This is a genomic window from Rhodoferax aquaticus, from assembly GCF_006974105.1.
GTDB classification, from domain to species: Bacteria; Pseudomonadota; Gammaproteobacteria; order Burkholderiales; family Burkholderiaceae_C; genus Allorhodoferax; species Allorhodoferax aquaticus_A.
Map to the genome: position 1 here is coordinate 3315473 of NZ_CP036282.1, position 12386 is coordinate 3327858.

Consider the following 12386-nt stretch of genomic DNA (forward strand, 5'->3'; position numbering starts at 1 on the left):
TGCACCAGCGAATACAAGCAATGCAAGAGACAGAGGCTCTATTCTAACCAAAAGCAAAACAGGGCCTTAGGGACGACGGTGTGCACCACATCATGCCCGTGTTGCAGGAAACACACCATTTTCGCCAACTCCCCCCGCCATGTCCCGGCCAATACCCAACTGCAGCGAGGGGTTACCTGACAGCGGATGCTACTTGGATGGCCGAATCACGGCGTATTGGGTCCAATCACCGCGCCGGTACAGAACCGTTATAGGTTTACTCTTGTCTTGTTTGGCCAGTAGAGTGTCGAACTCTTTCGCACTGGCAATCTCGGATGTACCAACGGAGAGAATGACGTCTCCTTCCTGTAAGCCGGCCCGAGCTGCTGAGTCAACAGCAGCATCAACGCGAACACCTGCTTTAACCTTTAATTCTTTCCTTTGTGCATCCGTCAAGTCAGACACCGTCAGACCGAAGACTTGGCTCGCAGTAGAGGACTTTTTCTTGTCTTCTCCAGACCCGCCCTTGGATGCAACTTTTTCTGGCTCAATTTCAGCAACCGTGATGATGAAGTCTTTGTAAGCACCGCGGCGGAACACTGTCACCGTGCTCTTACTACCCGGCTTGGTACCTCCCACCAAACGGGGCAGATCGCTCGACTTCTCAATCAGCTTGCCGTCAAACTTGGTAATGATGTCACCCGCTTCTACGCCTGCCTTCTCCGCTGGCGCACCGGTTTCCACACCCCGTACCAGAGCTCCTATGGGTTTACCTAGGCCTAATGACTCCGCTACTTCTTTGCTTACCTGCTCAATCTGCACGCCAATGCGCCCACGTGAGACGCGCCCTGATGCGCGCAGTTGATCGCTAACCCGCACGGCTTCGTCCATCGGAATCGAGAAAGAAATGCCCATAAACCCACCAGAGCGAGAATAGATCTGGCTGTTGATTCCCACGACTTCACCCCGCATATTGATCAGGGGGCCTCCAGAGTTGCCCGGGTTGATGGCTACGTCGGTTTGTATAAAGGGCAAGAAATCACCGGTGTCTCGCTGCTTGGCACTGACAATGCCCGCCGTTACGGTATTTTCCAGTCCAAAGGGGGAACCAATCGCCATCACCCACTCGCCCACCTTCAGGCGATTGACATCACCAATCTTCACGGCAGGCAGACCTGTAGCCTCAATTTTGACCACCGCCACATCGCTACGTTTGTCAGCACCAATCACCTTGGCTTTGAATTCGCGCTTGTCGGTCAACGTAACCAAGAGTTCATCCGCACCGTCAATCACATGCGCATTGGTCATGATGAGCCCATCAGAGGACAAGATAAACCCGCTACCTACGCCGCGTGGCTGCTCTTCTTCTTGCGGTTGAGGTCGATTTTGCCGTGGCGCTTGCCTGGGTACGTTGGGAATAGGTATACCAAAGCGCTTGAAGAACTCAAGCATTTCCTCGTCCCCGGGACTGCCCTGTTGTGCGCGCGGGTTTACTTTCTCAAGCGTCCGAATATTGACCACAGACGGTCCGACCTGCTCTACGAGATCAGTGAAGTCTGGGAGTGCCCTGGCCTGGGCTTGGGCTGGGCTAACCCCTAGCAATGGCACCAAGGACCCCAGTCCCAAGGCAAACGCCAAGGTGAGGGCTTTGAGTGAAGTCGCACGGTTTTGAAACATTATTTCCATCTCCTGTTACTGATCGTTCAGTGAAATACAAGTCGCCAAGTGTTGCGTTTAAGTCGTTCTATTGCTTACGTTCGAGCGCCAAGGCAAACGCCTTGACCGTGCTGGCGGGCACTTCTCCGACCGCCGTTATCCACCATTCGTTCACACGGCGCGCGTAAATGTGAGTCGCCCCCCCAAGATCGGTTGGACCTTGTCGAACATGCCTTCGCACATCAAATGCCTCAACAAAAAGTGAGACGGTCGCGAGTCCATCAGAGAATGTCCATTGCATGGAACCATCGTGGCGCGAATAGCTCGCCTGAGACGCCGCATTGGGCCACTGAAAACAGCCCGTGGGCTTGAAACCTGCGACAGTTTGCTTCAACGCCCAACCCTCTTCGTCCGGGTTCGCCTTGTGTAGCTCTGGGCGCTCGACCCGATAGCCCTCGGTAGCCCGCATCAACTGGCCCAAGTTGTGCATGCTCACTGGTGCATTCAGGCTAAGCTCAGAAAATGCACTTTGCTCGATGACTTGTCCCTCTGTGGTTACCGTTTGCAACTGAACAATGAGCCCTGTTCTTTTTTCACTCCAGACACGATAGCCAAAACGCAGCGCGTCTTTCGGCGTAAGACCAACCACGTCAGCCTGAAGTCCAGCAACCCTCTCATTGGGATAAGACTTCAGCTCATAGAAGCTATCAATGTCGGTGTCCTTTGATTTCAGCAAACCGGGAAACAAGCCAAGGGAATCACGCTTCTCCAGCACGGCAAGTTTGATCGTCGGATAGAAAGTGATGACCTGGTCATCACGCCGAATGGTGGAGCGTGGAGCACCAGTTAGTGACTCAACGCGCTCCATTTGCTGCTCGCCGTCACAAACGTGCCATATCTTTGCACTCGCCATCTGACCGCCCGCCCGTACAACGTAGGTGCCGGTGTAAGCCAATTGGCGAGACGCTTGGTACCCTTTTTGCAACCATGTTTTGATAGGTGTATTGGTTCCGACTGTGGGCTCGGCCTGTGTGTTAACGCTTATGAAAAGGGAAAATGCAAGCAAAATCACTTTGCAAGTCGGTCCAAAACCTATCACTTGGCAGGTCTTTCAAATGTGGCATTGCGCAAAAATCCTGAAGGCATTTGCAAAGCCGAGTGACCGCCTTGCAACTGATGCGCAGCAAGCAACGCGTCTAGCGCAGGATCTCTGATCATTACTGCTGGTCCAGTCGAGTCCACAACAAACTCTACAGGCGCATTAGTTGCTTCGATGATGACTGCCTTAGGTTGCGAAACCTCAGCAACCTGGACCAACGCCGTCTGCTGTAGCAACCCTAAACCTAGCGCACCAGATAGAACCGAAGCAATGATTGCAACCATTGGCTTCCATCTACTCTTGAAATTACTGACAGCGACGGCAGGCGGAGCATCCGCCCGAACAGAAACCTCCCTCAAAGCGGTATCAAGGGGCGCAGCGATTGGAACTACGGCTTCTCGAGCCAGTCGTCGCTCAAAGTTTGCCAAGAATGACTGTGCAGCGATGGGATCTTCGGGTTCGCCACGCATGACTTGCCCTAGTACTTGGTAGCTTATCCACGTTGTTTCCAAGTCTGGAGAGCTTCCCAGTTCTTCAGCTGCCCCCAATCCACTCAGACCTTCTACTTGGCCGTCAAACAGGGTCGACAAATACTCGTCTGAATGTGATGCAGAAGATGTCATATCAGTCATGTCTACCAGCGTTTGCCTGTGCGTTTTTCAAGCAGAGGTTTGATTTTTTGGGAAACAGCCTCGCGCGCTCGAAAGATGCGCGAGCGAACGGTCCCAATGGGGCACTCCATAAGCTCAGCAATTTCCTCATAGCTCAAACCATCGATTTCACGCAGTGTGATTGCTTGTTTAAGATCCGCTGGCAAAGCCTCTAAGGCAGCATTGACAACCGTCGCAATTTCCTTGGCTGCCAGTGCAGACTCAGGTGTTTCGTCACTGGTTAGTTCAGGCTTTCTCCAAGAAGTTTCATCCTCATCGTCAGAATCGCCAAAATTATCGGTGACCGTGGGATTGCGCTTTAGGTCAAGCAAGGATTTTTTAGCGGTATTGATCGCAATCCTATAGAGCCAAGTGTAGAACTGCGCGTCGCCACGGAACTGGTGCAATGCGCGATAGGCTCTTATGAAGGTTTCTTGGGCGATGTCTTCTACTAGATCAACATCGCGCACCATGCGACCAATGAGACGTTGGATGCGCCGTTGGTACTTGAGCACCAATAGTCCGTATGCGCGCTGGTCCCCAGCCAAAGTCCGTTGAACCAAAGTCCAATCAGTGTCGTCGTTGGGCGCGGGACTATTGCTCAAAAAAACTCCTCTATGGGTCGGTTTTTCGTCAATGCGGTTTGCCTGCTACGTCCAACTGCGTAAACTGCGCGTCTGAATGCCAACCATTGGAGCGCCAAAGAGCTCCGCTCCAACCAAAGCCATACTGAGTCTTGCTCTTCATTGACGACATGAACGAGCATGAGAGTCTGAATGTCCAGCCGCACTGCGATATGGCATGGCGAAGCAGTGGGAAACCGAGTCCAAGCCCAGTTCATGCCATCCCAGCTCAGACGTCCAGTGTGCGCGTTTCTTGAAGTCCTCGAGCCAATCAAAACCAACACCAGAAACAGATAGGCGAGTGCCAAGTAGCCCAATGTAGCCCAAGCCATACCGCTAAACAAAAGGGAAAGGTTCAACGCGAACGCTAGTGACAACGCCCCTACCAACAATCTATTAGGGATTGTCGACGGTCCAATGACGCAACTGACGGCAGGAGCCTTATGCATTACCTAGGCTGCGCCGCTCTGTTGTGGCACTTACTCAAATGCGCTTGAACACCAAAGTACCGTTGGTGCCGCCGAAGCCGAAGTTGTTCTTGACAGCCACATCGATCTTCATGTCGCGCGCAACATTGGCGCAGTAGTCAAGGTCGCACTCCGGGTCTTGATTAAAAATGTTGATGGTTGGTGGGCTTTTCTGATGATGAACGGCGAGCACAGTAAACACTGACTCAATACCACCAGCCCCGCCCAGCAAATGACCAGTCATGGACTTTGTGGAATTCACCACAACCTTCTTTACATGATCGCCTAAGGCGGCCTTGATCGCTTTGGTTTCATTCACATCGCCCAAAGGCGTCGATGTCCCATGGGCGTTCAAGTAATCAACCTTATCAACATTGACCTGGGCATTGCGCAGCGCACTCAACATCGCGCGGCGTGGGCCATCCATGTTGGGAGCTGTCATGTGACCGGCATCGGCGCTCATGCCAAAACCAGCAAGTTCTGCATAAATCTTGGCACCACGGGCTTTGGCATGCTCGTACTCTTCCAACACCAAAATCCCCCCGCCCTCCCCCAACACAAAGCCATCGCGATCGCGGTCCCAAGGGCGTGACGCCGTCGTTGGGTCGTCGTTTCGGGTACTCAAAGCACGCATTGCAGCAAAACCACCAATGCCAAGCGGGGAAACTGTACTTTCAGAGCCTCCCGCAATCATGACATCTGCATCTCCGTACTCAATCATTCGTCCGGCTTCACCGATGCAATGAAGACCCGTGGTGCAGGCTGTGACGATTGCAATATTGGGCCCTTTGAAGCCATAGCGCATCGAAACATGCCCAGCGGTCATATTGATGATCGTGCCGGGTACAAAAAAGGGAGAAATCCGACGTGGCCCACGATTCACATACTCACTATGCATGCTCTCTATCATCGGCAAGCCACCAATTCCAGAACCAATGACGCATCCGATACGGGTAGCCTCATCTTCACTGAGCGCATCCCCGGTCAGCAAGCCAGAGTCTTGAATCGCCTGTGCAGCAGCAGCAATGCCGTAATGGATGAAGGCATCCATTGAGCGCGATTCTTTGGGAGGAATATAGGCGTCTAGGTTGAAGTTGCGCACCTCGCCTGCGATCTTGCAGGAAAACGCAGATGCGTCAAACTTCGATATCAAATCAATTCCCGACTTGCCTGCCAATAGATTGGCCCAAGCCTCTTCAACTGTATTTCCAACTGGGCTTACACAACCCAGACCAGTAACCACAACGCGACGACGAGACATAGAAGTATGTATTCAGCAGTTTGCCAATGAAGCGCCGTTAGTACGGCAGGATCATGGCCCGGCAGACGGTTGCAATAGCCCCCGTATCTGCCCAAGCCGTTTGACACCGAAGTGTCGTGAAAACCAAATTAGGCCTTCTTGTGGGTATTCGCGTAATCAATCGCGTTCTGAACCGTGTTGATCTTTTCAGCGTCTTCGTCTGGAATTTCAATTCCGAACTCATCTTCCAAGGCCATCACAAGTTCAACGGTATCCAAAGAGTCAGCACCCAGATCAGCCACGAAGGCTTTCTCATTGGTGACTTGAGACTCTTCAACACCGAGTTGCTCGGCAATGATTTTTTTGACGCGGACTTCGATATCGCTCATGTGTTCACTCTAAGGGTAGTAAATTAATCCGTGATTTTACCCGGGCTTAGAGCACTGCCCCTAACCGGACGACCGAACGGACAAATCGGCCTATTTTTGACTACATGTACATGCCACCGTTGACATGTAGCTCTTGGCCTGTAATGTAGTTGGCCGCAGGAGACGCAAGATAAGCCACCGCATGGGCAATATCAGCCGGCTTGCCCAATCGACCTAAAGGAATTTGGCTCAAAAGTGCTTTTTGCTGATCTTCCTGCAAACCAGCCGTCATATCAGTCTCAATAAACCCCGGCGCAACGCAGTTAACAGTAATGCCACGAGAGCCCAGCTCCCGCGCCAGTGCGCGGGTCATACCTGCAACCCCTGCTTTGGCAGCCGCATAATTTGCTTGTCCGGGGTTGCCGGATGCACCAACAACCGAGGTGATGCTCACGATACGTCCGTAGCGTTGTTTCATCATGGAGCGCATCACGGCACGACTCATGCGAAAGACACCTTTTAGGTTGGTGTCTAGAACAGCATCCCAGTCATCATCCTTCATGCGCATTGCCAAAGTATCCCGCGTGATGCCTGCGTTGTTAACTAGCACATGCACCCCTCCAAGCTCTTTGACTACGGCATCCACAAACGCATCCGAAGCAGCACCATCTGTCACATTCAAAGTGCGACCGTCACATCCTGCAAAAGCAGCCAATGCTTCACGGATGCTCTTAGCTCCGTTGTCCGTCGTCGCAGTACCGATGACCTTAAAGCCGTTCTTCGCCAGTTCTAGTGCAATAGCAGCACCGATGCCACGGGATGCACCAGTGACCAAGGCAATCTGACCTTCGGTTTTGACTTCACTCATTCCAAGTTCCCTTTTACTTCTTGCAAACCCGCTGGATCAGCCAAAGAGTACCCGCTTAACTCAGGGTCAATCCGTTTGGCCAGCCCGGCCAACACCTTACCAGGACCGCATTCCACAAGTGTCGAAACACCCAAAGCCTTGATGGCTTGCACGGTCTCAACCCAACGCACGGGACCAAATGCCTGTCGGTACAACGCATCCTTAATCTCTGCAACACTTACCGCCACGGCAACGTCGATATTGTTGATCAGTGCGACTTGCGGCATAGCCATCTCCATAGCCTCCAAACGCGCACGCAGCGTGATGGCTGCGGGTTGCATGAGGCTTGAGTGAAATGGCGCTGAGACAGGCAAAAGCAAAGCGCGCTTTGCCCCAGCCGCCTTCAGTACTTCGCAGGCTTTGTCGACCGCCGCTTTGGTTCCGGCAATAACTGTCTGGGAAGGGTCATTAAAGTTAACCGCCTCGACTACCTCACCCGACTCGCCCCCAAAAGCCGCCGTAACTTCCGCACAACCGGCCGCAACTCTCATGGCATCCATGCCCAACACGGCGGCCATCGCGCCAGTACCCACCGGAACAGCATCTTGCATTGCCTGTGCCCGCAAGCGAACCAAAGGAGCAGCTTGGGCCAAGCTTAGGGCGCCAGCCGCCACCAATGCGGAGTACTCCCCCAATGAATGCCCAGCCAACACAGCGGGCATGACACCGACCTCAGCCATCCATACCCGATAAGCAGCCACTCCAGCGACTAGCATCACCGGCTGGGTATTGGTCGTCAGGGCAAGGTCTTCTTTGGGCCCATCTTGTATCAGTTGTGTCAAATTTTCTTGCAGAGCGTCTGATGCTTCTTCGAGAACTAGCTTCACCGCTTGGTGGTCACCCCAAGCATTCAGCATCCCAACTGATTGCGAACCTTGACCAGGAAAAACAAATGCAAAAGTCTTCATAAAACCTATAGATAAATGACTCTAGCGCCCATAGAGTAAGCGCCAGTAGCTACATATTTAAGAGCACAGCACCCCAGGTAAATCCACCACCTACGCCCTCGAGCAGCGCCAAATCTCCAAGCTTGACTTTACCGTTACGCACTCCCCAGTCCAAGGCCAACGGAATAGAGGCGGCAGAGGTATTGCCATGTTGGTCAACGGTGACTATTACTTTACCCATTGGAAGTTTCAGTTTTCTTGCAGTGCTTTGCATAATGCGAATGTTGGCTTGATGCGGGATCAACCAATCAATATCAGCCTCGCTCTTACCTGCTTTTGACAGGGTTGCACGCGCCGCATCCTCAAGCACGCCAACGGCCAGTTTGAACACGGCCTGGCCATCCATTTTGAGCAATGGATCGCCCATCACCTCGCCGCCAGCAACATGGCCAGGCACACACAATATGCCAACATGCTTACCATCTGCATGCAAATCACTAGCCAAGATTCCTGGCGTTTCGGATGCCTCTAGAACCACGGCCCCAGCCCCATCGCCGAACAATACGCACGTGGCGCGGTCCTTAAAGTCCAGTAAACGGGAAAACACTTCGGCACCGACAACCAAAGCTTTGCTTGCACTGCCAGCCCTAATCATCGCGTCGGCCACGCTCAAAGCATATACAAACCCGCTGCACACAGCCTGAACATCAAACGCAGCACACCCATTGGCTCCGATTTTTTGCTGCAATATGCATGCAGTTGATGGGAAGACCATGTCCGGTGTAGAGGTCGCCACAATGATCAGATCTATGTCTTGTGGACCACAACCAGCAGCTTGCATTGCACGGTTTGCGGCCTCTACCGCCAAATCACTGCTAAACACACCGTCAGCAACGAAGTGCCTGGCCTTTATGCCCGTGCGCTCAACAATCCACTCGTCGGAAGTTTCTACACCTTGAGCAGCCAAATCAGAGGCCAACTGCGCGTTAGTGATGGGTTGCCCAGGCAAAAAACTGCCCGTGCCGGTAATTTTCGAAAAACGTGTCATCAATATGGTGTTTGACCGTGCACTAAGTGCTGCTTAAATTTTCTACAGCCGCCAACACGGGCGCCGTTTGGGCAATGCGCACTTGAACTCGGCCTAGCAAGTTGTTTCGGGCTGCATCATACGCGCGGTTCAAAGCATTCCCAAACGCCATCGCATCAGCAGAGCCATGGCTTTTGAACACCAAGCCCCGTAAGCCTAGCAGCGCAGCACCGTTGTAACGACGGTGATCCACGCGATTTTTAAGAGCATTTAATACAGAATAGGCGGCGATAGCCGCAATTTTCGTAAATACATTCTTAGAAAACTCCGCCTTCAAAAAGGCGCCAATCATAGAGGCAAGCCCCTCTCCCGTCTTTAAGGCCACATTGCCCACAAAGCCATCGCACACCACGATATCCACGGTGCCCTTGAAGATGTCGTTACCTTCAACGTTTCCAAAGAAATTCAAATCACCCGACTTAGCTGCCACACGTAGTAATTCACCGGCTTTTTTGATGACTTCGTTGCCCTTGATCACCTCTTCGCCGATATTGAGCAAGCCCACGGAAGGTGCCTCCTCATTAGTCAAGACAGAGACCAAAGCGGAACCCATGACGGCGAATTGCAGCAGATGCGCGGCCGAGCAATCCACATTGGCACCTAAATCCAATACAGTGGTGGCCCCACCCTTCGCGTTTGGAAACTGACCTGCAATGGCTGGACGATCAATCCCGTCCAAGGTTTTAAGTACATACCTCGAAATAGCCATCAATGCGCCTGTATTGCCTGCGGAAACGGCAGCCTGAGCAGCCCCGTTCTTGACCTGCTCAACGGTCACACGCATCGAAGAATCTTTCTTGCGACGCAAAGCAATCTCCAACGGATCGTCCATGGTCACGACTTCCGTAGCCAACACCACACTTGCACGCGGGTGCGCAAACTCACCCAGATGTTCGGCCAAACCCACCAAAATGAGCTTGGCGTCAGGGTGTTGGTCTAAAAACTGCGTACAAGCGGGCAAGGTCACCACGGGACCATGGTCACCCCCCATACAGTCAACGGCAATGGTGATCATGAAAATCTTTTTCCTAAAAAATGCAAAACAAGTGCCCCAGAAATGACAAAAGCCCGTCGCTGCAAGCGATTGCAGCTTCGGGCTTCAGTTAATCAACGTGAGTTAAGCTTCTGATTTTGTCTTCAAAACTTTACGGCCACGATAAAAGCCTGTAGGGCTGATGTGGTGGCGCAAATGCGTCTCACCTGTTGTGGACTCAACCGCAATACCAGGCACAACCAATGCATTGTGCGAACGGTGCATTCCGCGCTTGGAAGGAGATTTTTTGTTTTGTTGGACGGCCATGATTCGCTCCAGGACAGGTGTGCTGCGCAGGCCGCAACACTCAAAAGGGTTAGTGAAAACGCGATGGTTTACCCACGCGAAGCCTCAAATTATATCCCATATTCATAAAACCCCGCTAGCTCTTTTTCTTGAGTTGCTCCAGCACCGCAAAAGGATTGGGTTTGGGCTCGTCTTCCTCCGCAAAATCGGCATCCCTCGCTTCAAGTTTCACGGGCACCGGACACACCTCGTGCTTAGGAACAGGCGGCAATGCCATGAGCAACTCGTCCTCAACCAAAGCCAACAGATCAAAGTCTCGGCTAGCGACCAAAACATCCTCTTCAGATTCTTCATCTTCGGTCTCCGCCAAGGCCTCGGTGGCCACAAACCGGAACGAGCGCTCTGCAGAAATGCCAACATCCACAGGTCCAAGACATCGTTGGCACGTCATGGCGAGCACCGTGCGCGCTTCAAGATGCAACCACGCATGCTCGCCCTGTGCTTCGTCGCCGCGCATTTCACCTTGCGCCGTAAACTCCACCAGTACAGAGGCAGCGCCAGTCACGGACTCTTGGATCAGACGCTCAAAGTCACCTAAGCGGACGGTGCCAGAGCAAGTCCCAGCCAACCGGGCAAAGACTTCAACATTCAAGTGCTGGGGTAGATAGTCATTTTTCATGGCTGCAGTGTAAGAGAATCACCCCTATGAACGCCACGCCTCCATTAAAACTCATACTGGGATCCAGCTCCGTATATCGACGCGAGTTGCTTGATCGACTGCGCCTTAACTACAGCGTTGAGTCCCCCCAAGTAGACGAAACTCCTTTTGCCCATGAGCGCCCTGCAGATCTAGCGATTCGCCTAGCCTTGGCGAAAGCCTGTGCGGTGGCGACTAAGTTTCCAGCAGCTGTCGTCATCGGCTCAGACCAAGTTGCCGATCTCGACGGTGAACCTCTGGGGAAGCCGGGTTCTCATGCGCGCGCGGTGGTACAGCTTCAACGTATGCGTGGCCGCACCGTGGTGTTTCAAACTGCTGTGGCGGTCGTTTGCTTGGGAACTGGCTTTTCCCAGCACGCATTGGCGCCGGTTCGCGTCACATTTCGCGATTTGACCGACGAAGAAATCGAAAACTACCTGCTTGCCGAGCAACCCTACGACTGCGCTGGCAGTGCAAAGAGTGAGGGGCTAGGCATTAGCCTTTTGGAATCCATAGAAAGCGATGACCCTACCGCTTTGATCGGCCTCCCACTGATTCGCACAAGTGCCATGCTGCGCTCCGCGGGCATCTCCTTACTGCATCGGCGTACCGCACCATGAGTCAGCCAGCGGAGACTACCTCAATGAGCGCCAGGCTAGGGCGACTCTATCTTGTGCCTGCACCCCTAGATTTTTCGTGTGCCACGCAAGCGCCCTTGGAAAATGCAATCCCCAAGGGCACGCTGCAAGTTGCTGCATCTTTACAACATTGGGTATGCGAAAACGCCAAATCAACACGCGCCTACCTCAAGCGAGTTGGCGAAATTACCCCGCTTTGTGTGCCGGTTCAAAGCATGCAATTGCAAGAGTTGCCACGGGAGGTGCACAAAAAGGGTGACCACCAAGGTGGATTTGACGCACAGTACCTCCTCAAGCCAGCTCTCACCGGATCCGATGTAGGACTGGTCAGCGAAGCGGGTATGCCAGCCATTGCGGACCCGGGCTCTTCCGTCGTGCGGGCTGCACACACTCTAGGTCTGCAAGTCATACCGTTGGTCGGCCCGGTGTCCTTGCTCCTCGCATTGGCAGCGAGTGGTCTCAATGGCCAGAGTTTTGCTTTTGTAGGTTATTTGCCTGCAACGCCTGCAGAACGCAACCAAAAAATAAAAGAGCTTGAGTCACTTGCTCTGAAGACAGGGCAAACGCAACTGTTTATTGAAACGCCCTACCGCAACCAAGCATTGCTACAAGCCTTAATCCAAGGCTTACAACACAACACGCGGCTGGCAAGCGCCAGTGGGCTCACTTTAGACAATGCTGCGTGCCATAGCGATTTAGTCAAGCGCTGGAAACAAGCACCTTGGCCAGTGTCAAACGATACCCCTACAGTGTTTGCAATAGGACGTTAGGCAAATCGCGCAGGGGCTGACCAAATGGCTACAGGTTGG

Annotated in this window: 14 protein-coding genes; 2 read left to right on the forward strand and 12 right to left on the reverse strand. The window is 53.0% G+C overall.

Annotated elements, in window-relative coordinates:
- Window positions 1–189: 189 nt before the first annotated feature.
- From EXZ61_RS15265 to EXZ61_RS15320, 12 genes are all read right to left on the reverse strand, one after another.
- Entirely contained in the window at window positions 190–1656 is a 1467-nt protein-coding gene (locus tag EXZ61_RS15265) for a DegQ family serine endoprotease (protein ID WP_142812580.1), read from the reverse strand.
- 67 nt (window positions 1657–1723) lie between these two features.
- Window positions 1724–2707, reverse strand: a complete 984-nt coding sequence (locus EXZ61_RS15270; RefSeq protein ID WP_168224784.1) for a MucB/RseB C-terminal domain-containing protein — start codon at window positions 2705–2707, stop codon at window positions 1724–1726.
- A gap of 23 nt (window positions 2708–2730) precedes the next feature.
- Window positions 2731–3366: an RseA family anti-sigma factor gene (locus tag EXZ61_RS15275; RefSeq protein WP_142812582.1), complete on the reverse strand. Its 636-nt coding sequence runs from the start codon at window positions 3364–3366 to the stop codon at window positions 2731–2733.
- 2 nt (window positions 3367–3368) lie between these two features.
- Window positions 3369–3989 carry an RNA polymerase sigma factor RpoE gene (gene rpoE / locus EXZ61_RS15280; protein ID WP_142812583.1) on the reverse strand — a complete coding sequence of 207 codons (621 nt, stop codon included), beginning with the start codon at window positions 3987–3989 and terminating at the stop codon, window positions 3369–3371.
- Window positions 3990–4490: 501 nt separating this feature from the next.
- Window positions 4491–5735 carry a beta-ketoacyl-ACP synthase II gene (gene fabF, locus EXZ61_RS15285; protein ID WP_142812584.1) on the reverse strand — a complete coding sequence of 415 codons (1245 nt, stop codon included), beginning with the start codon at window positions 5733–5735 and terminating at the stop codon, window positions 4491–4493.
- Between the two features lie 128 nt (window positions 5736–5863).
- Complete coding sequence (acpP, locus tag EXZ61_RS15290; RefSeq protein ID WP_142812585.1) at window positions 5864–6103, reverse strand: acyl carrier protein; 240 nt, start codon at window positions 6101–6103, stop codon at window positions 5864–5866.
- A 100-nt stretch (window positions 6104–6203) separates the two neighbouring features.
- Window positions 6204–6950 (reverse strand): 3-oxoacyl-ACP reductase FabG, encoded by a 747-nt coding sequence (gene fabG, locus EXZ61_RS15295; RefSeq protein WP_142812586.1) that lies wholly within the window; start codon window positions 6948–6950, stop codon window positions 6204–6206.
- Complete coding sequence (fabD, locus tag EXZ61_RS15300; protein WP_142812587.1) at window positions 6947–7897, reverse strand: ACP S-malonyltransferase; 951 nt, start codon at window positions 7895–7897, stop codon at window positions 6947–6949. The genes fabG and fabD overlap by 4 nt, the downstream gene beginning before the upstream one ends.
- A gap of 49 nt (window positions 7898–7946) precedes the next feature.
- Window positions 7947–8924 carry a beta-ketoacyl-ACP synthase III gene (locus tag EXZ61_RS15305; protein ID WP_142814265.1) on the reverse strand — a complete coding sequence of 326 codons (978 nt, stop codon included), beginning with the start codon at window positions 8922–8924 and terminating at the stop codon, window positions 7947–7949.
- A 22-nt stretch (window positions 8925–8946) separates the two neighbouring features.
- Entirely contained in the window at window positions 8947–9978 is a 1032-nt protein-coding gene (plsX, locus tag EXZ61_RS15310; protein WP_142812588.1) for a phosphate acyltransferase PlsX, read from the reverse strand.
- 102 nt (window positions 9979–10080) lie between these two features.
- Window positions 10081–10263: a 50S ribosomal protein L32 gene (gene rpmF, locus EXZ61_RS15315; protein ID WP_105259923.1), complete on the reverse strand. Its 183-nt coding sequence runs from the start codon at window positions 10261–10263 to the stop codon at window positions 10081–10083.
- Between the two features lie 115 nt (window positions 10264–10378).
- On the reverse strand, window positions 10379–10921 hold the full coding sequence (locus EXZ61_RS15320; protein ID WP_142812589.1) for a YceD family protein: 543 nt from the start codon (window positions 10919–10921) through the stop codon (window positions 10379–10381).
- 26 nt (window positions 10922–10947) lie between these two features.
- Between EXZ61_RS15320 and EXZ61_RS15325 the strand changes: the two genes are divergently transcribed.
- Window positions 10948–11559, forward strand: a complete 612-nt coding sequence (locus EXZ61_RS15325; protein WP_142812590.1) for a Maf family nucleotide pyrophosphatase — start codon at window positions 10948–10950, stop codon at window positions 11557–11559.
- 23 nt (window positions 11560–11582) lie between these two features.
- Window positions 11583–12347 carry an SAM-dependent methyltransferase gene (locus tag EXZ61_RS15330; protein ID WP_142812591.1) on the forward strand — a complete coding sequence of 255 codons (765 nt, stop codon included), beginning with the start codon at window positions 11583–11585 and terminating at the stop codon, window positions 12345–12347.
- Window positions 12348–12386: the final 39 nt, after the last annotated feature.